General features: G+C 57.4%; 22 protein-coding genes. 5 read left to right on the forward strand and 17 right to left on the reverse strand.

The features are described 5' to 3' along the window. Positions 1 to 17: 17 nt before the first annotated feature. The 3 genes from HCH49_RS05120 to ppk2 all read right to left on the reverse strand — a co-directional run bounded on the left by HCH49_RS05120 (position 18) and on the right by ppk2 (position 1,449). Positions 18 to 341, reverse strand: coding sequence for a CcdB family protein (locus tag HCH49_RS05120; RefSeq protein WP_072057726.1), 324 nt, complete (start codon positions 339 to 341; stop codon positions 18 to 20). Continuing rightward, the gene (locus HCH49_RS05125; RefSeq protein ID WP_048976763.1) at positions 341 to 529 is read right to left on the reverse strand and encodes a hypothetical protein; all 189 of its coding nucleotides are present in this window, start codon (positions 527 to 529) and stop codon (positions 341 to 343) included. The genes HCH49_RS05120 and HCH49_RS05125 overlap by 1 nt, the downstream gene beginning before the upstream one ends. A 101-nt stretch (positions 530 to 630) precedes the next feature. Further along, entirely contained in the window at positions 631 to 1,449 is an 819-nt protein-coding gene (ppk2, locus tag HCH49_RS05130; RefSeq protein WP_221702298.1) for a polyphosphate kinase 2, read from the reverse strand. A 261-nt stretch (positions 1,450 to 1,710) separates the two neighbouring features. Here ppk2 and HCH49_RS05135 point away from each other — a divergent pair, with 261 nt between their 5' ends. The 3 genes from HCH49_RS05135 (at position 1,711) to araJ (ending at position 3,950) form a co-directional block, all read left to right on the forward strand. Next, entirely contained in the window at positions 1,711 to 2,079 is a 369-nt protein-coding gene (locus HCH49_RS05135) for a hypothetical protein (RefSeq protein WP_221702299.1), read from the forward strand. After that, entirely contained in the window at positions 2,079 to 2,585 is a 507-nt protein-coding gene (locus HCH49_RS05140) for a YbjP/YqhG family protein (RefSeq protein WP_221702300.1), read from the forward strand. Before HCH49_RS05135 ends, HCH49_RS05140 begins: the two co-directional genes overlap by 1 nt. A 189-nt stretch (positions 2,586 to 2,774) precedes the next feature. Continuing rightward, complete coding sequence (gene araJ, locus HCH49_RS05145) at positions 2,775 to 3,950, forward strand: MFS transporter AraJ (protein ID WP_221702301.1); 1,176 nt, start codon at positions 2,775 to 2,777, stop codon at positions 3,948 to 3,950. A 6-nt stretch (positions 3,951 to 3,956) separates the two neighbouring features. On the opposite strand, the gene HCH49_RS05150 is transcribed toward araJ, so the two are convergent. From HCH49_RS05150 to HCH49_RS05205, 12 genes are all read right to left on the reverse strand, one after another. Then, complete coding sequence (locus HCH49_RS05150) at positions 3,957 to 5,048, reverse strand: alkylhydroperoxidase domain protein (RefSeq protein ID WP_221702302.1); 1,092 nt, start codon at positions 5,046 to 5,048, stop codon at positions 3,957 to 3,959. Positions 5,049 to 5,058: 10 nt separating this feature from the next. Next, positions 5,059 to 6,048 carry a putative FMN-dependent luciferase-like monooxygenase gene (locus tag HCH49_RS05155; protein ID WP_126327653.1) on the reverse strand — a complete coding sequence of 330 codons (990 nt, stop codon included), beginning with the start codon at positions 6,046 to 6,048 and terminating at the stop codon, positions 5,059 to 5,061. Next, positions 6,045 to 7,652, reverse strand: a complete 1,608-nt coding sequence (locus HCH49_RS05160; RefSeq protein WP_221702303.1) for a dipeptide ABC transporter ATP-binding protein — start codon at positions 7,650 to 7,652, stop codon at positions 6,045 to 6,047. Before HCH49_RS05160 ends, HCH49_RS05155 begins: the two co-directional genes overlap by 4 nt. Then, the gene (locus HCH49_RS05165; protein WP_221702304.1) at positions 7,652 to 8,500 is read right to left on the reverse strand and encodes an ABC transporter permease; all 849 of its coding nucleotides are present in this window, start codon (positions 8,498 to 8,500) and stop codon (positions 7,652 to 7,654) included. Before HCH49_RS05165 ends, HCH49_RS05160 begins: the two co-directional genes overlap by 1 nt. Further along, positions 8,497 to 9,441, reverse strand: coding sequence for an ABC transporter permease (locus tag HCH49_RS05170; protein WP_024909556.1), 945 nt, complete (start codon positions 9,439 to 9,441; stop codon positions 8,497 to 8,499). The genes HCH49_RS05165 and HCH49_RS05170 overlap by 4 nt, the downstream gene beginning before the upstream one ends. Positions 9,442 to 9,451: 10 nt before the next feature. Continuing rightward, positions 9,452 to 11,071: a TIGR04028 family ABC transporter substrate-binding protein gene (locus HCH49_RS05175; protein WP_221702305.1), complete on the reverse strand. Its 1,620-nt coding sequence runs from the start codon at positions 11,069 to 11,071 to the stop codon at positions 9,452 to 9,454. A 149-nt stretch (positions 11,072 to 11,220) separates the two neighbouring features. Then, a complete protein-coding gene (gene adhP / locus HCH49_RS05180; protein ID WP_039262822.1) occupies positions 11,221 to 12,231 on the reverse strand; it encodes an alcohol dehydrogenase AdhP in 1,011 nt (336 codons plus the stop codon). Between the two features lie 196 nt (positions 12,232 to 12,427). After that, positions 12,428 to 14,140 carry an ABC-F family ATP-binding cassette domain-containing protein gene (locus HCH49_RS05185; RefSeq protein WP_221702306.1) on the reverse strand — a complete coding sequence of 571 codons (1,713 nt, stop codon included), beginning with the start codon at positions 14,138 to 14,140 and terminating at the stop codon, positions 12,428 to 12,430. Between the two features lie 705 nt (positions 14,141 to 14,845). Then, complete coding sequence (locus tag HCH49_RS05190) at positions 14,846 to 16,543, reverse strand: NAD-dependent malic enzyme (protein ID WP_023311897.1); 1,698 nt, start codon at positions 16,541 to 16,543, stop codon at positions 14,846 to 14,848. Between the two features lie 176 nt (positions 16,544 to 16,719). Beyond that, entirely contained in the window at positions 16,720 to 16,857 is a 138-nt protein-coding gene (gene sra, locus HCH49_RS05195; protein WP_008501714.1) for a stationary-phase-induced ribosome-associated protein, read from the reverse strand. Positions 16,858 to 16,952: 95 nt separating this feature from the next. Beyond that, entirely contained in the window at positions 16,953 to 17,168 is a 216-nt protein-coding gene (gene bdm, locus HCH49_RS05200) for a biofilm-dependent modulation protein (protein WP_013096534.1), read from the reverse strand. A 232-nt stretch (positions 17,169 to 17,400) separates the two neighbouring features. Continuing rightward, a complete protein-coding gene (locus tag HCH49_RS05205) occupies positions 17,401 to 18,252 on the reverse strand; it encodes a Vmh family MBL fold metallo-hydrolase (protein WP_048981277.1) in 852 nt (283 codons plus the stop codon). A gap of 110 nt (positions 18,253 to 18,362) precedes the next feature. Here HCH49_RS05205 and HCH49_RS05210 point away from each other — a divergent pair, with 110 nt between their 5' ends. Continuing rightward, the gene (locus tag HCH49_RS05210; RefSeq protein WP_221702307.1) at positions 18,363 to 19,238 is read left to right on the forward strand and encodes a LysR family transcriptional regulator; all 876 of its coding nucleotides are present in this window, start codon (positions 18,363 to 18,365) and stop codon (positions 19,236 to 19,238) included. A 7-nt stretch (positions 19,239 to 19,245) separates the two neighbouring features. On the opposite strand, the gene HCH49_RS05215 is transcribed toward HCH49_RS05210, so the two are convergent. Then, positions 19,246 to 20,205: a hypothetical protein gene (locus tag HCH49_RS05215; protein ID WP_221702308.1), complete on the reverse strand. Its 960-nt coding sequence runs from the start codon at positions 20,203 to 20,205 to the stop codon at positions 19,246 to 19,248. Positions 20,206 to 20,320: 115 nt separating this feature from the next. Between HCH49_RS05215 and HCH49_RS05220 the strand changes: the two genes are divergently transcribed. After that, positions 20,321 to 20,749, forward strand: coding sequence for an OsmC family protein (locus tag HCH49_RS05220; protein ID WP_023311893.1), 429 nt, complete (start codon positions 20,321 to 20,323; stop codon positions 20,747 to 20,749). A 23-nt stretch (positions 20,750 to 20,772) separates the two neighbouring features. Here HCH49_RS05220 and HCH49_RS05225 read toward each other — a convergent pair whose 3' ends face one another. Further along, positions 20,773 to 21,678, reverse strand: a complete 906-nt coding sequence (locus tag HCH49_RS05225; protein WP_221702309.1) for a LysR family transcriptional regulator — start codon at positions 21,676 to 21,678, stop codon at positions 20,773 to 20,775. Positions 21,679 to 21,700: the final 22 nt, after the last annotated feature.

Consider the following 21,700-nt stretch of genomic DNA (forward strand, 5'->3'; position numbering starts at 1 on the left):
TGCCTGACCGGCTGGCGTCATGTGTTAGTCAATAAACGATCAACTGCCGCTATAACGTCATGACGTGCGTGGCGTAAGTTACAAACAAAGTCTTTAGGATTTATTTTGTTATTGTTAAGGTTGGTTATCATTGGCGAATAAATCAGAAATGTTTCAAAATCGATATTTACGCCTGGAGCCAGATGGCTCTGCCATAACGGTAATTTATTATTTCTCGCGAGTGGCACAATGACGCGCGTGGCAAGATCATCATAACAATCATCCTGAATGAGCATATAATAGGGAAGCTTATCCCGGGTGGCCGCAGATGTATTTCGGAAAACATTAAATTGTCTCAGCATTAAAGCACCCTGAAAAACTCATCATCAGTAATGGTTCCATGTTTTTCGACAAACTCATTCATTGAGCGAATAAATGAACGATCCGCTTCTGATGGCTGACGCGGGTCAGCGGAGTCTGGTGCGGTGTTGCTCGACGGTTTTGCCGATTTTATGCGTTGGGAGGGTGTGTGCTCTGCTGGGTATGTCATAGTATCTCCTTTGTTGGTGCGGTCATTATCAACCGCAGCCAACAAAAAACAATACCGTATCCCCTGGTAATCTACATTCTGCGAGGCGTATTCCAGTAATTTCAGAACCGCTCCTCCACATACCGGAACGGATATTTTGTGGGTTTGACTTTACCAATTTTACGTTTCGGTAAATCCACTTTTTCGACGTGAATTTCTTTATAGTGGATTTGGGTGAGCAGGTGAGAAATAATATTCAGACGCACGCGTTTTTTATCTTCTGAACGCGCTACAAACCACGGCGCCCAGGCGGTATCTGTCGCTTCAAACATGGCGTCGCGCGCGAGAGTATACTCGTCCCACAAGTTAAAGGACTTAATATCCATCGGCGATAGCTTCCATATTTTACGACCATCGTTAATACGGTCGCGCAGGCGGCGCTCCTGCTCTTTAGGCGTGACCTCCAGCCAGTACTTCAGCAGGATAATCCCGGCATCCACCATCGCTTTTTCCATCACCGGCGCACCATCAAGAAACTTCTCAACCTGCTCGGGGGTGCAGAATCCCATTACCCGCTCGACACCCGCGCGGTTGTACCAGCTGCGGTCGAAAATGACGATCTCCCCGGCGGCAGGCAGATGGGGAACATAACGCTGAAAATAGAGCTGGGTTTTCTCTTTCTCGGTGGGTGCAGGGAGGGCAACAACGCGAAACACGCGAGGGCTGACGCGTTCGGTGATCGCTTTAATGGTGCCGCCTTTACCCGCTCCGTCGCGTCCTTCAAAAACAATACACACTTTTAGCCCTTTGGCGACGACCCACTGCTGGAGCTTAACCAGTTCAACGTGGAGGCGACGTAGCTCTTGTTCATACTCTTTGGTCTTTAACGGAGCATTCTTTACGACATCAACAGCGACACTGGTTTTCTTTTTGCTTCCCATGATGGTCATCCTCAGATTGTCCGGCGCGGAAAAAAGCGAGGCCGCACTATGAAGTGTAATCCACCTGATATTATACGTATTGTTTTTAGGTAATTAATTTAACAACACTTTTTCAAGCAGTTACTTAGGTATTCACGAAGGTGCTTAGCACCCGTTCCCCTTTTAGAACGTCACGGATGCGAAAAATCAGCACGTTTAATCCCACACGCTAAATGTGGTTATCGTGATAATTTCGTTCTTATTTACTTAAAGGAACTAAGAATGAGTTGGAATAAAGAAGCTGCGGTTTCGTATCTCCGTTCACACGCTCTGGGGCACTCTCATAGTGAATGTGCTAAGTTTACCCGCCTGGCCATTCTGGCTGGAGGCGTTAAGGTGCCGAACACAGATTATGCAAAAGATTATGGGGTGCAGTTATTACGTGCTGGGTTCAGTGAACTGCCGCCCGGTTCTACTTTAATTTCTGGCGATGTGGCTGTGATACAGCCGTATCCTGGCGGAAATGGCATAGGTCACATGACTATGTATGACGGTACACAGTGGATTTCTGACTTTGTTCAAAAAAGCATGTATCCGGGGCCTGGATACCGCAAAATGCAACCATCCTTTAAAATTTACAGGATGCACTGATGAAAAGGATATTTTTATCATTCGTTATGCTGCTGGTGGGATGTAGTTCGGCTGTCAGTCAAGATCAGAGTGCGCAAGACGCTACCGAATCATTTTATAAATCCTATCTTTCCGCATTCGGCAGCGATGAAGCCAGACCTTATCCTGCCGACGCACTGCGTAAATATGTTTCTGCTGATACTATTGCTCGCATTAACACCATTCAGGAAATCTCTGAACAAGAGTTAATCGAATCTGATTATTTTACGTATACCCAGGATTACTCTCGCGAATGGATACCTGCGTTGCGAGTGGGGAACGCAAGACCATTTTTAAACGGTGAAGTAGTCCAGGTCATTGAGGGGGCGGGTGATGGAAGAAGCATACATCTTGAAGTCTTTCTTCGTCGTGAAGGTGATGCATGGAAAATCTACCGTGTTCGTGACATAACGAACAATCACGAGCACCCAATTTTCAATGCTGGCGCTATTACACGCGTTAAATCAGCGGCAGAAAGCGAACTGTAAAAGCTAAACCTTAAAACCTTTGTAGCCCTGACACCAGTCGGGGCTTTTTGTTTGCCATTCCCGCCGCGTAGCAATTGGAGAAAACTCCTGAATTAATGGATTAACCTGCCAGCCAACGGATTTGAACTGGCTCACCATACAAGATTATTCAATAATGTCCGTCGCGTGTGATTAACCAGTGGTTGAAGTATGAAAAAGACAATTTTTTCGTTGGCGCTTGGCACATTTGGCCTCGGAATGGCCGAATTTGGCATTATGGGCGTGTTAACCGAGCTGGCACATGACACCGGTATTTCGATTCCCTCCGGCGGGAATATGATCTCGTTTTATGCGTTCGGCGTGGTGATTGGCGCCCCGATTGTGGCGCTGTTCTCAGGCAAGTTTTCGTTAAAGACCACGCTGCTGTTTCTGGTGGCGATGTCCGCTGTCGGCAATGCCCTGTTTACGTTTTCCACGTCCTATTTCTGGCTGGCGGTGGGGCGGCTGATTTCCGGCTTTCCGCACGGGGCTATTTTTGGCGTCGGGGCGATTATCCTGTCTAAAATTGCGCCTCCGGGTAAGGTGACGGTCGCGGTGGCTGGGATGATCGCCGGTATGACCGTGGCCAACCTGATGGGCGTTCCGCTGGGGACCTGGCTCGGGCACCAGTTCAGCTGGCGCTATACCTTTTTTCTGATTGCCGTGTTCGATGCGCTGGTGATCCTTTCGGTTCTGCTCTGGGTGCCGGACATCCGCGACACATCAGAAATCAAATTAACCGAGCAGTTCCACTTTCTGAAAAAACCAGAACCCTGGCTGATCTTTGCCGCCACCATGTTTGGCAACGCCGGGGTGTTCGCGTGGTTCAGCTTCGTTAAGCCGTTTATGGTCAACGTCTCCGGTTATTCAGAAGGGATGATGACGGCCATCATGATGCTGATGGGGCTTGGCATGGTGTTGGGCAATCTATTGAGCGGTAAGCTCTCGGGGCGTTTTAGCCCTCTGTGCATTGCGGCCACCACCGACATGGTGATTGTCGCCTCGCTGCTGCTGCTTTTCGCCTTTGGTGAACTGAAAACGGCCTCGCTGATCATGGGCTTTATCTGCTGTGCCGGGCTGTTCGCGCTCTCTGCGCCGCTACAAATTCTGCTTCTGCAAAATGCGAAGGGCGGTGAGATGCTGGGGGCGGCAGGGGGACAGATGGCGTTTAATCTCGGCAGTGCGATTGGCGCGTACTTTGGCGGGATGACGATCGTCCTCGGCTTTAGCTGGCGTTACGTCACGCTGCCGGCGGCAATACTCTCTTTCTCAGCCATGAGTGCACTGCTGATCTACGGTCACCTGCGGGCCAGACGGGCTCAGGCTAACGCTCGCGCGCTAGCCTGACAGGCTTCAGGCAAGCCAGGGCTCACCCAGGGTCAGCATCAGGCGGTTGGCCCAGGCGAAGAACGCGGCGGACTGCACCAGATCGAGCTGCGCTAAGGTATCCAGCCCCTCTTTTTCCAGCGCGGCCAGGTGCAGCGGCGTGGCGGCAGGCGGCGTGACCGACAGCGCCGCCGCAAAATCGATTTCCGCCTGCCAGCGTGCGGATTGCCCCTCGCTCAGGGACCGCCCCGGCCGCACGGCCAGCAGGGCCTCTACCGCCGCGTCATCCTTTGACAGCTGGCTGGCTTTACGCGCATGGACAGATGCGCAGTAAATGCAGCCGTTGATTTTACTGGCGACCGTTGCGGCCAGCTCGCGCTCGGCGCGCGGCAATCCCCCCGATGTATAAAAAATGCCTTTATCCGTTAACGTGCGCTGTTCAAGCACCGGCAGGTTGCGCGCCAGCAGGCGGAAGTACTCGGAATCGGTATGGCCAAATTTCGCCAGGATGGCAACCTCATCGTCACTGAAATCCGCCAGCGGTTTGGCCGCTATCCACGGTTCCCATCCCAGCTCCTGCTGGGTGAACGCGACGGGGGCCGCCTTTCCGGTGACCGTTGTTGCGGTCGTGTGCCAGATGCCTGCCGCCACCGGCGCATCGCTTTTGGCGACAGGCCTGTCATTCAGCAGCCGCAGCCCGGTGATGAGTCGGCTCTGGAAGCTCACAAACGCAATAAGCTGCGCCAGGGTAACAATGCCTTCCTTGCTCCATCCCGCCTGGGTCAGCGCCCTTAACGCTGCGGGCGTCGCTTCGACGGGGGAGAACGTCAGCAGCCGCGCGAAATTCAGCGCCGGGGTCAGGCGTTCTGAGGTGGGGTCGGCCAGGCCAAACCCCGCATAGTGCGCGGCCAGCGCCTCCGCGCTGTGCCACCTGGCGACTTTTGCCGCCACGGCGAAACGCTCGTCGAGTGCAAAATCAGCATTCTGCTGGCTAAAGAGAATTTCGTAGCTGCCCTGCGCGTGGCGCGTGGCGGCATCACGCGTGGCGCGCGCCTCTGCCAGAGGGGAACCGGGTTTAATTTCCGCCAGCTCGGCGAGAATGTCCTGACTTAACGACATAGGTGTCTCCTCAAAGGATGTGGGGGGCAATACGTTCGGCGATCAGTTCGATGGACCGCAGCGTGTCGCGATGCGAGGGTTCGACCGAATGGACCTGGAATGAGATATCCGTGGCGCGCCTGAGAATGGAGTCGGCATTCAGCGAATGCAGCACCGTATCGGGCGAACCAATATGGGCGTCAAACTGGCGGCGATAATCGGTGACGTTGTCACCTTTAACCACGTGCCCGGCAGCGCGATGCTGCTGGGCCTGTTTCGTGAGGCCCGGCGTTGCGACCCTGAGCGCATAGTCGTCGCTGTCGGCGACGAACGCCGTACGGGAGGCCAGAATGCGCGGTGCGATGCCCGCAGGCAGCGCCTCAAGGTAGGCATCCACAATCGGGTTCTGGATCTCGTCGAGCGTTAAATCCAGCCGATCTGCCGGGCGCGGCTGCGTGCGGGAGAGCATTAAACCGTGTCCGGCCCGGGCGGCGCGAACGGCTCCGTCAACAGAGAAGGTGGCAATCCAGATACGATCGGCCAGCTGTGGCGCAGGCGGGTAAAGGTGGTTATCCGGATGGGTAAGCGAATCCCCGCGCCAGGCGCTTTGGATCACATGCAAATGGTCAGCAAACGCCGCGCCGCGCTCCTCGAACGTCAGTCCGAACGGCAGAAATGAGGTCGGTGTGCCGCCCGAACCAAAACCGACCTCAAGACGGCCATCGGCGAGTAAATCGAGCACGGCGGCATCTTCCGCGACGCGCAGCGGGTTTTCCATTGGCAGGGTGATGATGGCCGTGCCCAGCCGGATGGTTTCGGTATGCGCGGCTACGTGCGCCAGAAACAGCAGCGGCGACGGCAGGCCACCTTCACTTTCGTGGAAGTGGTGCTGGGCAATCCAGGCGCTGTCAAAACCGTGGCGTTCGGCGTGGCGGATCTGTTCAGTTGCCAGACGATAGCGCTCCTTTGGCGCAGCGTCGTCAAGCAGGCGGGTGAAAAATCCCAGGCGTTTTCGCGTCATGCGAACTCCTCCGTAGCGGGTGAAAAATGGGGAATAGCGTCAATCAGCTCGCGGGTATAGTCGTTCTGCGGCGACGCGAATAAGGTTCCGACGTCGCCCTGTTCGACCACCTGACCGCCGCGCAGCACCGTGACGCTGTGAGCGATCCGGCGGACGGTAGACAGATCGTGCGTGATAAAGAGGTAGGTCAATCCCAGCTGCTGCTGCAGCTGCTGAAGCAGAGCCAGGATCTGCGCCTGCACGGTGACGTCCAGCGCGGAGGTGGCTTCGTCCAGCACCAGAATGGTCGGCTCCAGGATCAGCGCCCGGGCAATGGCAACGCGCTGCCGCTGTCCGCCTGAAAGCTCCCGGGCGGTGCGGGTCAGGAGTTCGACGGGCAGGGCAACCCGCTGCGCCACCGTCTCCACCTGGAGCTTTCGCTCCGCCTTACTGAGGCGAGAAAAGTTCTTCAGGGGCTCCTCGATGATCTCGAACAGCGTCTGACGCGGGTCGAGAGAGGCAAACGGGTTCTGGTAGACGAACTGGATCTTCTGGCGCAGCTGACGGCGGGCCTCGCGGCTGAGCGCGGTGGCATCAATATCATCAATGATGACCTGTCCGCTGTCTGCCTGTTCAAAACCGAGCAAAATACGGGCGAGGGTGGTTTTCCCGGAGCCGGATTCCCCGACCAGCGCATTCGTGCTGCCGCGCCTGACGTCAAACGTCACCCGATCCAGCGCCTGAAGCTGATGACCTTTGCCCAGGGAGAATTGCTTGCTGATGGCGCGGGCGCGAATGGCCGGGGACGCGAGCGGGAGACCGGCTACCGGGGCGATGGTCAGGCGCTGGCCCTGGAGATCGCTCAACAGCTGGCGGGTGTAGGCGTGCTGCGGCGTGCGGACGATATCGGCGGTGTTGCCCTGTTCCTGAACCTCGCCATCGCGAAACACCAGCAGCCTGTCCGCACGCTGTGCGGCCAGCGCCAGATCGTGGGTGACAAACAGAACGGCGGTACCCGACTCCCGGCGCAGGATATCCAGCAGATCGAGAATACGTTTTTGCACCGTCACATCCAGCGCGCTGGTGGGCTCATCGGCAACGATCACGTCCGGGCGCAGCGCTATCGCGATGGCAATCAGCACGCGCTGTTTCATCCCGCCGGAGAGCTGATGGGGATACTGCGTCATGCGCTGTTCGGGGTGGCTCAGGCCGACCTTTGTCAGCAGGGCGAGCACCTGCTCGTCGCGCTCGGCGCGGGTCACCTTCTGGTGGAGCTGAACGATCTCTCCGACCTGCGCCCCGATGGTCTTCACCGGGTTGAGCGAATTACCCGGATCCTGCGGTACCAGGCTAATTCGCGCGCCGCGAAGGGTATCGAGGCGCTTCGCGGACCATCGGCTAATCTCCTCGCCGTTGAGCGATATTTTTCCCGCATCGCGCCGGGCGTTATCGGCCAGCAGGCCAATGATCGCCTGCGCCGTGGTCGTCTTGCCGGATCCGGATTCGCCGACGAACGCCAGCATTTCCCCTCGTCCGAGCGTGAAGCTGACGTTATGCACCACCTCTCGCCACTGGCGCGCGGTACGGTAGCTAATCGTCAAATTTTCCACTGAGAGAACGGTCATTAGCGACCTCCGCTGAACTGTTGGCTGATGTGGTTGGTGGCCAGCACCACGGCGATGACGACCACGCCGGGGAAGGTGGTGAGCCACCAGGCGGTAGAGAGATAGTTACGGCCTTCGGCAATCAGTAAGCCCCATTCCGGCACGGGCGGCGGGGTGCCGTAGCCGAGAAAGCTCAGCGTGGAGAGCGCCAGGATTGCCTGACCAAACTGCAGCGTGGCAAAGGCCAGGACGGCGGTTAACGCGTTGGGCAGGATGTGTCGCCACAGCACGGCGAAAAACGTCCCGCCGCTGCCAAACGCCGCCTCGACGTAATCCGTATGGCGGATACGCACCACTTCACCGCGCGCGAGGCGGGCGAAGCTGGCAATGGAGGCAACGCCGACGGCAATCGCGGCGTTAAAGGTGCCAAACCCGAGCAGAATAATCACCGTCAGCGAGAGCAGCAGAGACGGGATGGAGAGCAACACGTCGACGAAGCGCATCAGCAGAGACTCGACGCGCCCGGCGAACGTCCCGGCGATCACCCCTAAACCGGTACCGACCACCAGCCCCATCGTCACGGCGGCCAGCGCCGCGCTCAGGGAGTGTGACGCGCCATAAACGATACGCGTATAAACATCGCGGCCGAGCTGATCTGTGCCGAGCCAGTGACCGGCCTGCGGTGCCAGGCGCTGTGCCCCGGCGATGCCCTCAATCGGGCTGTAGTGGGTTAACAGGCCGGGCGCTACGGCGGCAAAAGCGGCGAGAATAATCACCCCCCATGCCAGCCACAGTCCCGGCTGCCATTCCACGCCCTGCCAGGCAGGAACGCGTTTTCGCGCGGCGGCCGCGTAATCGACCAGACTCATGATGCACCTCCGGTAACGGTTTGCAGACGGGGATCCAGCAGCGGCATCAGCAGATCCACCAGCAGATTGATCAGGACAAAACCGAGGGCGGAAATCATCACTACCGCCTGAAGTACGGCGATATCCTGGTTATTCACCGCCTGCTGGGTCAGCTGTCCGAGCCCGCTGCGGCCAAAAACGGTTTCGGTGATCAGCGCCCCGGCAATCAGCTCGCCCAGCAGCAGCCCGGCAATGTTCAGGACCGGCAGCAGGGCGTTGCCGGTCACGTGACGCCACAGGACGGCGGTTTCACTCAGCCCTTTGGCACGGGCGACGGCGACAAAAGGCTGCGTCGCCACCTGGTCCAGACTGCGCATCAGAATTTGCGCCAGCGGGGCGGAGATCGGGATCGCGACGGTCACGATCGGCAGGATCAGCCCCTGCAGCGGCGTCGGGTTAATCACCGGGATCAGCCGCAGCTGAAAAGAAAAGAGCTGGATGAGGGCAATCCCCAGCCAGAACGTCGGTAAGGAGATAAACAGGACCGGCAGAGACTGAAGGGTATTGCTCAGCCAGCGCAGACCCGGCAGACGCGATGCAAAGGCCAGCGCAAAGGCCAGCAGGACCGCGAGTACAAACGCGGGCAGGGCGAGGCTCAGGGTATCCGGCAGATTGCTGGCAATCAGCTCGCTGACCGGCACGCCTGCCTGTAGCGAATAGCCGAAATCCCCGCGCAGCATCGCCAGCAGCGTGTGGCCGTATTGTTGCCACAGCGGGCTGTCCGCGCCGTAGGCCACGCGCATCTCCTCGATTTGCGCCGGGCTTAAGCCCAGGTCCGGGTTCTGAAATTTAATCAGCACCGCGTCGCCCGGCAGCACCTGGAGCAACACGAACGAGAGGGTAAAGGCGGCCCACAGTACCAGCAGCCCGTGCCCAAAGCGTTGAAGAAGTGCGTGGCGCATCGTCAGCTCCTCAGTGTTTCTCAATCCACGCGCCGTAGAACGACGGGCGGCCTACCGCTTCAAAATTGACGCCTTTCAGCCACGGCGCACCGGCGAAGACCTGCGGCTCCTCGAAAATCGGAATGACGTAGGCGTTATCCAGCAGGTAGCGCTGGGCGTCTCCCGTCAGCTGCAGGCGTTTTTGCGGGTCGACCTCAGCCGAAATGTTCACCAGCAGCGCATTCAGCCTGTCGTCACGGAAGTTTTTGACCTTGTCGCTGGATCCGCCTTTTTGCAGCAGCGCGTCGCGGTTAGCCGGGTAGAACATGCTTTTCACCACGTCCGGATCGGCGCGGCCCACTTCGGAGACGGTTAACGGGGTTTTCAGCGGGTCAAGGTTATCCAGCGTGCGGCTGCCTGCGTCTCCGGCTTTGACGCTCAGCGCCACGCCCACCTGGCGCCACTGCTGGGCAACCAGCTGCAGCACCTCTTTGTTTTGCGGCTGCGGCAGGGATTCATACACCGTCAGCGCCAGACGTTGGCCGTCTTTGGCGCGGATCCCGTCGCCGCCTGCTTTCCAGCCCGCGTCGTCCAGCAGCTGGTTGGCTTTTGCCGGGTCAAAGGTCAATTTGTCGCTGAGATCGACAAAGCCTGCGGCGGAACCGGCAATCACGGATTTCGCCTGCGGATAGTTGGCCGAGAAGAGGGTCTCGACCACCTGTTTTGCATTGGTGGCATGCAGCAGCGCCTGGCGAACGCGAATATCGGAGACCAGCGGGTTATCCGGGCGGAAGCTGATGCTGTCGTTCACCCCGCGCGTCGGGGCGGCGTAGATCTTATAGCCCTGATCGGTCGCCTGCTTTTCGTCATACGCCTGCACCTGGCGAATAAAGTCGGCCTGACCCGCCAGCAGGGCGCCCACGCGCACGCTGTCTTCCTGGGTCACGATAAACTTGATGCCGTCGAGATTGGCTGGCCCCTGCTGCGCCAGATTTTTCGGCCCCCACTGGTAGTCTTTGCGCGCTTCGAGCGTCACTTCACGACCCAGCTTCTCGTCCTTCACCACAAACGGGCCGGAACCAATGATGTGGCGGGCATCTCCCAGCTCTTCGAAGTTGCGCTTCAGCGTGCTGAGCGAGACCAGACCGGAGCCAATGGTGGCGGTGCCCTGCAGGAACCCCGGCGACGGTTTTTTGAAGTAGAACTTCACGGTCAGCGGGTCGATGACTTCGCTGCGATCGTAGTTATTGATCACTTCTGACACCGGCAGGCGCTGCGCCTTATTGCCTGAACCGTAGGTATCAAAGTTTTTCGCCACGGCGTTGGCGTCCAGCGGCGTGCCGTCGGAGAAGGTGATGCCGGGACGAAGCTTAAAGGTGTATTCGGTTTTATCGGCGTTGGTGGTCCAGCTTTCGGCCACCCAGGGTTCCACCTGCAGCGTTTTTGGGTTCTGCCACGTCAGTTTGTCGGTGATTTGATTCAGAATGCCGCCGTTCGGGTAAAAGCCACCGGCAGGCGGATAGAGGTTGGTGTGCGCCTGTTGCTCCAGATAAATCAGCGTGCCGCCTTTGACGGGCGCATCTGCGGCCCAGGCTGCGGTTGTCGCCAGAATCAGCGCCGTCAGCAGCGGCAGACGAAATGGGGTTTGCATGGTGAATTCCTTTGTTATCTTCTTGTTAGCGTCGGATTCATCATCGGGCGCGGGGGAAAACAAGGGAACAAAGGAATTAAGATAAGGATTGCCGGAAAATGGCTATAAAAAAACCGCCCCAGCGAGGAGCGGTAATGAAAGATGAACGATTATGAACGTAGGTCGATCACCATACGGCCGCGGATCTGGCCCTGTTCCATCTCTTTAAAGATGGCGTTGATGTCCTCGATTGGACGCATCGTGACTTTCGGCACCACCTTACCTTCAGCGGCGAACTGGAAGGCTTCCTGCAGATCCTGACGGGTGCCGACCAGGGAACCCACCACCTGGATGCCGTCCAGCACCAGACGCGGAATGTCGAGGCTCATCGCTTCCGGCGGCAGGCCAACGGCGACCACGCGGCCACCGGCACGCACGGCGTCAACGGCTGAGTTGAATGCGGCTTTTGCGACGGCAGTAACGACTGCGGCATGCGCGCCGCCGGTTTTCTCCTGCACAATTTTCGCGGCGTCTTCGCTGCGGGAGTTGATGGTTAAATCTGCACCCATGCTGGCAGCCAGCTTCAGCTGTTCGTCGTTAACGTCGAGAGCGATGACTTTGGCGTTAAAGACGTTTTTGGCGTACTGCAGCGCGAGGTTGCCCAGCCCGCCCAGACCGTAAATCGCGATCCACTGGCCTGGTTTGATTTCGGACACCTTCACCGCTTTGTAGGTAGTAACGCCGGCGCAGGTGATGCTGCTGGCCGCAGCGGATTCCAGACCGTCCGGCACTTTTACGGCGTAATCCGCGGTGACGATGCACTCTTCCGCCATGCCGCCGTCAACGGAGTAACCGGCGTTTTTCACGTCGCGGCACAGGGTTTCGTTGCCGGTATTACAGTATTCGCAGTGACCACAGCCTTCAAAAAACCAGGCCACGCTTGCGCGGTCGCCGACTTTCAGCGACTTCACGCCAGGGCCGACTTCTTTTACGATACCAATCCCTTCGTGGCCCAGGATAACCCCGGTTTTATCGCCGAAATCACCGTTCTTCACGTGGAGATCGGTATGGCATACGCCACAGCATTCCATCTTCAGCAGGGCCTCCCCGTGCTTTAGCGGGCGTAAGGTTTTTTCGGTGATATTGACCTGATGATCCTGAGTGACAACAGCAGCCTTCATGTGTATCTCCTTGTTCATGATGAGTATCTGCATAGCAGGTGTAATACCCCTCAAGGATTAGTGGTTTGGCGCTGTAATGCAAGGCAACGGCAACATAATGTCATTATTTAATCCATTTTCAGAATAAGAATACGGCGTTCCTCTAATAATTTAGGGGGAAAATACTGGCCCGACGAGAGACTCGCCGGGCGCAGACTTACAGCTGTGCCTCTATCTCCTCAATCTCTTTACGCCATTGCGCCTGCAGCTGCGGCTTTTGATGCTTCGGCTTACGCGCCAGATCGTCTTCCAGCAGGGTTTCCAGCGCGACCAGCCGTTCGAGCAGATCGTCATACGGCGAGGGTTGAACCGTCGCAGCGTCGATGGCGGGCGCGGTGGATGTCGCCAGCCCCGCGCTTTCACGCAGGCGCTCAAACACCGCTTCTGCATCGTGCCACTCGCTCAGCTTTCCCTCTTCAATCAGCCAAAAACGGTTGCAGCTTTGGCTAATTAACTGACGGTCGTGGCTGACCAGCAGAACGCCGCCTTCAAACTGCTGAAGGGTTTGCGCCAGCGCCTCTTTGCCTTCCATGTCGAGGTGGTTGGTCGGCTCATCCAGCATCAGCAGGCTGTAGCGGGCAAGCGTCAGGCCAACGAACAGCAGGCGCGAGCGCTCTCCGCCGCTGAGCGTGCTGACCGTTTGCCCGTGACGCGACCACGGGAAACCCGCGCTTATCAGCGCCATTTTGCGGTTCTGCGGATCCGGCGCGAAAGGCTCCAGCGCGTCGAGCAGCGTGGCGTTGTCCGCAAGCTGGTGAAGCGTCTGGTCGTAATAGCCTGGCGACACGCGCGGATGGATTTTCAACCCGCTGTCTGTGGACTCATCGGCAAACTGTTGCCAGATAAGCCTCATCAGCGACGATTTGCCGCAGCCGTTACGACCGACAATCGCCACGCGATCGCCGCTTTTTAGCCGCGCCATTTCGATGCTGAACAACGCCGGCAGGCCAGGTGCAGGAGGCACGTCGAGGTTTTCCATTTCCAGCAAACGGTCGGCCCGCAGCGCGTCGCCGCGCAGGGTTAACGTCCACGGGCTGCCTGCCGTGAGCGCCGTCTGGCTCTCCTTCAGCCGTTCGACCTGTTTTTCCATCTGTTTGGCTTTGCGGGCCAGGTCTTCGTTGTCGTAAACCTTGCCCCAGGTCGCCAGCCGCTTCGCGCTGGCGGTCACGCGGTCGATCTCCTTTTGCTCCGCCTTGTGGCGCTGCGCGTCGCTTTCATCCTTTGCTTCAAGCGCCTTGCGGGCGGCCGTGCAGGGAAGGGCGAAGTAGTGCAGCGTTTTATCGCGCAGGATCCAGCTGCCGTTAGTGACGGCATCCAGCAGCTGTCGGTCGTGCGAGACCAGCACGAAGCTGCCTGACCAGTTCTGCAGAAAGTGTTCCAGCCAGAGCATGGTCGGCAAATCAAGGTGGTTGCTGGGTTCATCGAGCAGGAGCAGATCCGGGTCGTGAATCAGCGCCCGCGCCAGCAGCAGGCGGGTGTGCTGCCCGCCGCTCAGCGTGGCGGATTGCAGCGCCATATCCTGCGACGTGAAGCCCATGCCTGCCAGCAGCGTTTCGGCTTTCCAGCGCAGGCTATCGCGCTCGGCTAAAGGCAGCTGTGCGAGTACGGCATCCAGCATGGTCAACGGGAAAATGGCGTCCGGAAGATGTTGTTCCACGCGCGCCATCAGGCAGTGCCCGGCCAGCGAAACCGTTCCGGCGGCGGGGGAGTCAGTGCCGTCCAGCACCTTCAGCAGCGTGCTTTTGCCGCAGCCGTTGTCGCCCAGCAGGCCAATGCGGTCGCCTTTTTTCAGCGTAAAGGAGAGTGAGTCGAAGAGCGTGCCAAACGCCGTATCAACGCGTAAAGATTGTGCAGTGAGTAAAGTGCTCATTGTTGCTTACCCAAGAGTTACAGGCATGTTTATGCCTCGTCAAACATCGCTGACGATAACTCAGTAAGCCCGAGAGAAGGGATTTCAGGGGTTGGTGTCTTCGCTCAAGCAGAAGTTATCGCAGCACGATACCGATAACGCTTGAGCTGGTGCGATCACCAAATGTATGTGAAACATTGAAAATTTCACAGTACAGCATAATTGGCCTCCTTATATATTCAGTAGGTTAATGGATGAAGGGAGTGTAGCGGGGGAAAGGGGGTTTGGCTAGTGGGGGGCGAATCTAATTCCCTCTCCCTTTGGGAGAGGGTTAGGGTGAGGGGAACATACGGCTGTAGTGGTCATTCCGTTCACTTTATGTTCCTTGCTACTCTGTAACGACATGACCTGTGAACGTGCCAGGGTGGCTCAGTCGCCACCACCCTGGCGACCCGGGCTCCCGGCGGTAAATCGCCGCTTCGCGGTGCCCTCGGCTTATTCCTTCCGGCTTATCGGGGATGGGCGGAGGTAACATCCCTGTAAAGCCCGCCCTCTCGGCGCATCCCTGCGCCTCGCCCCGGCCTGCAGGAAACGCCTCGGCGATTTACAGCCGGACCAGGGCGTGGCTGCAAGTTAATCATTTCGCTTTGAGAATCTGAATCGCTACTGGTTAATGAATTTATTGAAAGTCCCTCTCCCGAAGGGAGAGGGACCGGTCGGAGCGGATTAAATCGAGGTACGACGATAGCTGCGGTATTCAGGTTTCCAGAAGTTGTCGTCGATGGCCTGCTGCAGCGCGTCGGCAGAGGTTTTCACCGCCACGCCCTGCTGCTGCGCCATTTTACCTACCGCGAACGCGATCGCGCGCGACACCTTGTGAATGTCTTTCAGCTCCGGCAGCACCAGCCCTTCACCGTTGTTGACCAGCGGCGAGTAGCCCGCGAGGGTTTCGCTCGCCGACATCAGCATCTCATCGGTAATGCGGGACGCGCCGGAGGCGATCACGCCCAGCCCAATGCCCGGGAAGATGTAAGAGTTGTTGCACTGGGCGATCGGATAGGTTTTATCCTTCCACACCACCGGGTCGAACGGGCTGCCGGTCGCGACCAGCGCGTTACCTTCGGTCCAGGCGATGATGTCCTGCGGCGTCGCCTCCACGCGGGAGGTCGGGTTGGAAAGCGGCATCACGATAGGGCGTTCGCAGTGCTTGTGCATCTCGCGAATGATCTCTTCGGTGAAGAGGCCAGTTTGCCCGGAAACGCCGATCAGAATATCCGGCTTCACGTTGCGCACCACGTCCAGCAGGGAAAGGACTTCGTTGTCGGTATCCCAGTTTTTCAGGTTCTCGCGCTTCTGCACCAGCTTGTTCTGGAACGGCAGCAGGTTCGGCATAGCGTCGGTCAGCAGGCCGAAACGGTCAACCATAAAGACGCGGGAGCGGGCCAGCTCTTCGCTTAAGCCTTCGCGCTGCGTCTGGGCGATGATCTGCTCGGCGATACCACAGCCCGCAGAGCCTGCGCCCAGGAAGACGATTTTCTGGTAGCTCAGCTGGCTGCCGGCTGCGCGGCTGGCAGCGATAAGCGTACCCACGGTCACGGCTGCGGTGCCCTGGATGTCGTCGTTAAAAGAGCAGATCTCATCGCGATAGCGGTTCAGCAGCGGCATCGCGTTTTTCTGCGCGAAGTCTTCAAACTGCAGCAGAACGTCCGGCCAGCGGTGCTTCACGGCCTGAATGAAGTCGTCGACAAACTGATAGTACTCGTCGTCGGTAATGCGCGGATGGCGCCAGCCCATATAGAGCGGATCGTTGAGCAACTGCTGGTTATTGGTACCGACGTCCAGCACCACCGGCAGGGTATACGCCGGGCTGATGCCGCCGCAGGCGGTGTAGAGAGAGAGTTTACCGATTGGGATCCCCATCCCGCCAATGCCCTGGTCGCCGAGGCCGAGAATACGTTCGCCGTCGGTCACCACAATCACTTTGATATTGTGGTTTGGCACGTTCTGCAGAATATCGTCCATGTTGTGACGGTTCTGATAGGAGATGAATACCCCGCGTGAACGACGGTAGATCTCTGAGAAACGCTCGCAGGCCGCACCCACCGTCGGGGTGTAGATCACCGGCATCATCTCTTCGAGATGGTTCTGCACCAGGCGATAGAAGAGGGTTTCATTGGTGTCCTGAATGTTGCGCAGGTAGATGTGCTTGTCGATTTCGGTTTTGAAACCCTGATACTGGATCCACGCGCGCTCCGCCTGTTCTTCAATGGTTTCAACCACTTCGGGCAGTAAACCCAGCAGGTTAAAGCTGCTGCGCTCTTCCATGCTGAAGGCGCTGCCTTTGTTGAGCAGGGGGAATTCGAGTAAAACCGGTCCGGCGTATGGGATGTATAAGGAACGATGTTTTTTCAGTTTGTTGTCCATGTCACTCACTCTTTTTATGAAGATCCGTCCCTGACACTGCTGTTTGTCATCTTTCTGGCCTGTGCGATGGGGTGCGGTCAGGCGGTATTATAAAGGAGCTAAATATTAATTACCGCAACACATAAACAAAAACACCATCGGGATTACCGATGGTGTTCTGGATCTCAGTCTGGAACTTACTTGCCGGCGTGGCGTTTTCTGCCGGTGGCGTGAGTGACCTGCGTTTCGTGGTCGCCTTCAATCACCACTTTACGCTGATTTGAAAGCTTGTAATTCAGTCCCAGAATATGGCGTGCCTGACGGTTCGATTTCATGTTAACTCCTCAATCCTGTTGATAGTTTTAAGGACCAGTTTGCTCACGCAAACGAAATGTAACCCCTTAGGTTGCAGATCCAGCTTAGCAGGTTTTTACAAGGGTGCGTTTTGCCCGCTGACGACGTAGTTAATGGTCTGCTGGTAGATGTCACTGAGGATGTCATTATCCGTGGATTCCACCCACTTGGTCAGTTCCATCAAAATGTCATCTTCAGTCACAGCACCGTGCTCGGCGTGAAGACCCTGCGCAATCGCGTTAACGAGTTCAGGTTGTGCTGCTGCAGTATTAGCCGGGTAATAAGTAAACATGCTGCCTCCGTGTCGTTGTCTGTTTAATGGTACGGCTCGCAAAAAATTTAATTCATAAACAGAATGGCAAATATTTTCCCGGTTGTGGTTCAGATTCATCTTAGAAATAAAAATGACATAAGTGCATGCTTTTATGCGCTTTTAAAAGGTGTGGCTATATCGACGGGTAACGGCGGGGATATTTTGGTGGAGCTCCTGCTATCGCGGAAATATAGCAGGAGCCGTTTTTAAATTACCACTTCATTTCGCCAGTATTCACTTTGGCGCTTAATTCCAGCGAGCTTTCATCCGCCAGGCCCGGATACTGTTTTTTCAGGGTGCTGATAACGCCTGCGGAATCTTTATGCGCGGCTAAAGCCTTTTCAAAGCGCTGCAGATAGTCGCGGGTAAACTCAATCGCGCCAGTGCCCGCTGGAGGAGTGCCCAGGTAGTGGCCCGGGATCACGCGTTCAGGTTTGTGCGCGGCCATATTCTCCAGCGTTTCCTGCCACTGCTTGCGGCTTTCCGGCGTCTGGGTGTCTGCCGTCCAGACGTGAATACCCCAGGCTACCCCGGTGCCGCCGAGGATCGTTTTTGCCGACGGGATCCACACATAGGCCGCATAGCTGTCTGGCTGTTCGATGTCGATCTTTTCCCCGTCAACCATAAACGTGGTGGAGGCAAGCACCTGCGGAACGACCAGCTCCGTTGGCGCGCCGTCCTTCATCTGCGGCCCCCAGAAGGCGAGCTTGGCATCTTTGGTGGCTTTAATATGGTCAACCACATGCTGTGTGGCCACCACTTTGGCATTCGGGAAGGCTTTGACCAGCGGCTGCAGGCCAAAATAGAAATCCGGATCGCCGGAGGTGATCACAATCTTGTTCAGGGTTTTACCGCTGCGGCGAATTTTCTCTACCAGCGCTTCGCCATCCTTCACGCTGAACTGCGCGTCAAACAGCACCGCCTCTTTCGGGCCGGAAACCAGCGTGGAGGAGACCGGGAAAATGCCTTTTTCCTGCGGGTTATAGGTATCAATGGTCAACGGCGCGGCAAAAACCGCCGGAGTGAAAAGGGTGGAAAGCAGGGCAAGGTGAGTGAATTTCATGCTGTTGTCTCTGTTGTTCAGGAATGTGTCTATTGTACGGATATTCTCATTTGCCAGAATTCCTGAAACAAGACATGCTTAGTTTCATAAATCGAGCAAATGGAGCTTATATGGATCGCGTTATCGCCGCTCAGGTCTACAACCGGATATGCGAGCTGGGCAGTTTGAGCGCGGCGGCCCGCGCGTTGGGCATTTCCCGACCGATGGTGAGCCGCTACCTTGAACAAATGGAGAAGTGGGCGGGAACGCGGCTGGTAAACCGCTCCACGCGCAAGCTTACGCTGACCGCGGCAGGGGAAAAGGTGCTGCAAAAAACGCGGACGCTCTCGCAGATTTCGCAGGAAATCGAAGGCCAGTCGGAGAAAGATCTGCCGTCCGGCACGCTGCGGGTGGCCTGCGCCCATTTTACCGCCATGCACCTGATTGCACCGGTCCTGCCCGGTCTGCTCTCGCGCTACCCGCAGCTGCGCATCGAGCTGGACGTGAATAACCACCCGGTCAGCCTGGTGGGAGAGCGCATTGATGTCGCCGTGCGCATTACCGACAACCCCGAACCCGGCATGATTGCCCGCCGGCTGGGGGAGTGTCGCTCGGTGCTTTGCGCCTCGCCGGAGTACCTGGCACAGCACGGTATCCCCGTCAGCCCTGAAGAATTAGCGCAGCACAACTGTCTGCACTACAGCTTTTTTGCCGGGCAGTCCTGGCACTTCGTGACGCCGGGAGGGGAAAGCCTGAGCGTGGCCGTCAGCGGCAACCTGAGCGCCAGCATCTCTTCGCTGTTGATGGACGCGGCGATTAAGCACTGCGGTATCGCCATGCTGCCGGAGCGCGAAGCGTCTGCCGCGCTGGAGAAGGGATTGCTGGTGCCGGTGCTGGAGGCGCTTGAGCCGAAACCGCTTGCCATCCATGGCATTTATCAGTCCCGGGAATACCAGCCTGCCGCGCTGCGCGTGTTCCTTGACGAACTGTCGCGCTACCTGGCATAAGAAAGGATTACTTCGCCTTTAGCCAGGGAGACGTCGTGCTCCAGAAAATAATATCGGCACCGAGATAACTTTCGCCGAAGCGGACAAATTCCGCTTTGGTGAACGGTTTTCCGGTCTGAGGATCCTTATAGGTCAGGGTCGGCTCCTGAACCGCCATGGCGATGAGCGGCAGCGTCTGTTTATTTTTATTGAAGAAGGGATAGGCGTTCTTCATGTGGGCCTTGCGGTTGGGAACAATGTCCGGCCCACCCAGGCCGATATTGTTGGCGCTGGCATACGCAAACAGTCGCCCCATGTAGTTGTGGTCATTATCCCATTCGCACGGCCAGAAGTTCACGTACTGCACCACGTGTGATTTCTGAAAAGCCTTTCGCGCAAAGGCCAGGTTTTCCATTTCACCCGCGAAATAGCCGTCGCAGGTAAACCCGACGGGCGGATTTTTTTCGTCGAGATCAATGGCGGTTTCGGGCAGGTTTACCCCATACACCTCGCCATCAAAGCGTTTCGCGAGTGCGGCCAGCAGTGCCTGGTAGCGCTGGCGCACGGCGGGATCCCACTGACGCGCCACCCATCCTGAACCGACCGGCTTGCCTTCGCCGGGGTTATCGAACTGCGGCGCAATCCCGCCACCGTATTGTGTGTCGCGCATGAGATAGTCCGGCACGTATCGGGCGTCCGGCTCAAAGAAACGGTCCTGGATTTGAATAAAGAGTTTTTTTCCGGCGGCCTTAACGCGCGCCAGATCCTGTTCAATCCGCGAGAAGTCATAGCTGTCCTTCTCGGGTTCCAGCAGGCGCCAGTTGTAAACGATCTGCACGCCGCCGATATCGCTTCGCGCAACAAGCGGGAACGCCGCGTCGAGATCGCCCGAGCTGGTATAGATAAAGTTCTCCGGCGTTTTCGCCAGTGAAGAGAGCGACAGAGCCAGCGTGGTTACGGCAACGGCCATCCTGATTTTTAGGGCCATATCATTATCCTTTTTGTCGGTACAGCAGGTGAAAGTCCTGGAATTGTCTGTGTTCCAGGGTCGGGCAGATGCGTAGTCTATACTTAACCCTTTGTAAGCCAAAAGGAGAGCAAGAATGACTATTCATAAGCACGGTTCGGCACACTGGTCTGGCGACATTAAGCGCGGAAAAGGAACGGTTTCCACCGAGAGCGGCGTTCTCAATCAGCAGCCTTATGGTTTCAATACCCGCTTTGAGGGCGAAAAGGGGACCAACCCCGAAGAGCTGATTGGCGCGGCACATGCGGCCTGCTTCTCGATGGCGCTGTCGCTGATGCTCGGTGAAGCGGGCTATACCGCCGATTCCATTGATACCACGGCGGACGTCTCTCTGGATAAAACCGACGGCGGCTTTGCCATCACTAAGGTTGCCCTGAAAAGCAAGGTGACCGTTCCCGGCATCGCCCCGCAGCAGTTCGACGGCATTATTCAGAAAGCAAAAGCCGGCTGTCCGGTCTCGCAGCTTCTGAAAGCTGAGATTACGCTGGACTATAAGCTTAATTAAACCGCAGCCGGGTTTGCGCCCGGCTATCCCTTCAGCGCGGCGGGGAACACCTCCGCCAGCCAGGCAATAAACACCTTCAGTCTGTGCGTCAAATGCCGGTTCTGCGGGTAAACCACATGAAACGGATACGCGGCAGGGCGCCAGTCGCCCAGGATCGCCGCCAGCGTGCCCGCCTGCAAATACGCCTTTGCCGAATACTCAAAGGTCTGAACGATCCCCAGCCCCGCCGCGGCAGCCGCCAGATGGGCATTACTTTCATTGACGCCGAGATAGTGCGGAATGTTGATTTCAAGCGCCTCGCCGTTCTGCCGGAAGCGAAACGGAAACGGCCGTCCGGTGACGGGCGAGAGATAGCTAATCAGCTTGTGGCCGTTGCGCAGCTCCTGCGGATAGGCCGGGACGCCGTGATTTTTCAGGTAACCCGGCGTCGCGCAGGTGACCATTTCGGCGTTACCGAGATGACGGGCAATGAGGGTCGAGTCGTCCAGCGGACCGCCGCGGATCACGCAGTCTACGTTACCGCTGATGAGATCGACCGGCCGGTCGGCCACGCCAAGGTCGATGCGGATCTCCGGGTAGCGCTGCATAAATTCCGGAAGCAGGGGGATGAGCACGTCCCGGGCGGTGGAGCCGCCCACGTCAACCCGCAAATGCCCTTTTGGCGTCGCGCGGGAAACGCGAAACGAGGTGTCGATATCTTCGATATCTATCAAGACCCTGAGCGCTTTTTCATAGTATTCCATCCCTTCAGGCGTCGCGACCACCCGTCGAGTGGTGCGGTGCAGAAGGCGTATCTCCAGGTGCGACTCAAGCGATTTGACCAGCTTGCTCAGCGTGGCGATCGGCATATTCAGCGAGTCCGCCGCACGGGTAAAGCTGCCGGATTCCACGACCCGCGTAAAGGCGCGCATCGCCATGAGCTGGTCCATGATGACCTCGGATTATTTCTGT

Origin of the sequence: Enterobacter sp. Y17, assembly GCF_019730495.1 — a bacterium.
Lineage (GTDB): Bacteria > Pseudomonadota > Gammaproteobacteria > Enterobacterales > Enterobacteriaceae > Enterobacter > Enterobacter asburiae_B.

Coding starts and splice junctions, on each gene's coding strand:
- bdm (WP_013096534.1), bottom strand. CDS start 17,168: ATGTTTACTTATTACCCGGCTAATACTGCAGCAGCACAACCTGAACTC.
- ppk2 (WP_221702298.1), bottom strand. CDS start 1,449: ATGGGAAGCAAAAAGAAAACCAGTGTCGCTGTTGATGTCGTAAAGAAT.
- araJ (WP_221702301.1), top strand. CDS start 2,775: ATGAAAAAGACAATTTTTTCGTTGGCGCTTGGCACATTTGGCCTCGGA.
- HCH49_RS05160 (WP_221702303.1), bottom strand. CDS start 7,652: ATGACCGTTCTCTCAGTGGAAAATTTGACGATTAGCTACCGTACCGCG.
- HCH49_RS05165 (WP_221702304.1), bottom strand. CDS start 8,500: ATGAGTCTGGTCGATTACGCGGCCGCCGCGCGAAAACGCGTTCCTGCC.
- HCH49_RS05215 (WP_221702308.1), bottom strand. CDS start 20,205: ATGGCCCTAAAAATCAGGATGGCCGTTGCCGTAACCACGCTGGCTCTG.
- HCH49_RS05175 (WP_221702305.1), bottom strand. CDS start 11,071: ATGCAAACCCCATTTCGTCTGCCGCTGCTGACGGCGCTGATTCTGGCG.
- HCH49_RS05135 (WP_221702299.1), top strand. CDS start 1,711: ATGAGTTGGAATAAAGAAGCTGCGGTTTCGTATCTCCGTTCACACGCT.
- HCH49_RS05225 (WP_221702309.1), bottom strand. CDS start 21,678: ATGGACCAGCTCATGGCGATGCGCGCCTTTACGCGGGTCGTGGAATCC.
- HCH49_RS05170 (WP_024909556.1), bottom strand. CDS start 9,441: ATGCGCCACGCACTTCTTCAACGCTTTGGGCACGGGCTGCTGGTACTG.
- adhP (WP_039262822.1), bottom strand. CDS start 12,231: ATGAAGGCTGCTGTTGTCACTCAGGATCATCAGGTCAATATCACCGAA.
- HCH49_RS05120 (WP_072057726.1), bottom strand. CDS start 341: ATGCTGAGACAATTTAATGTTTTCCGAAATACATCTGCGGCCACCCGG.
- HCH49_RS05220 (WP_023311893.1), top strand. CDS start 20,321: ATGACTATTCATAAGCACGGTTCGGCACACTGGTCTGGCGACATTAAG.
- HCH49_RS05210 (WP_221702307.1), top strand. CDS start 18,363: ATGGATCGCGTTATCGCCGCTCAGGTCTACAACCGGATATGCGAGCTG.
- sra (WP_008501714.1), bottom strand. CDS start 16,857: ATGAAATCGAACCGTCAGGCACGCCATATTCTGGGACTGAATTACAAG.
- HCH49_RS05155 (WP_126327653.1), bottom strand. CDS start 6,048: ATGACGCGAAAACGCCTGGGATTTTTCACCCGCCTGCTTGACGACGCT.
- HCH49_RS05190 (WP_023311897.1), bottom strand. CDS start 16,543: ATGGACAACAAACTGAAAAAACATCGTTCCTTATACATCCCATACGCC.
- HCH49_RS05150 (WP_221702302.1), bottom strand. CDS start 5,048: ATGTCGTTAAGTCAGGACATTCTCGCCGAGCTGGCGGAAATTAAACCC.
- HCH49_RS05140 (WP_221702300.1), top strand. CDS start 2,079: ATGAAAAGGATATTTTTATCATTCGTTATGCTGCTGGTGGGATGTAGT.
- HCH49_RS05185 (WP_221702306.1), bottom strand. CDS start 14,140: ATGAGCACTTTACTCACTGCACAATCTTTACGCGTTGATACGGCGTTT.
- HCH49_RS05205 (WP_048981277.1), bottom strand. CDS start 18,252: ATGAAATTCACTCACCTTGCCCTGCTTTCCACCCTTTTCACTCCGGCG.
- HCH49_RS05125 (WP_048976763.1), bottom strand. CDS start 529: ATGACATACCCAGCAGAGCACACACCCTCCCAACGCATAAAATCGGCA.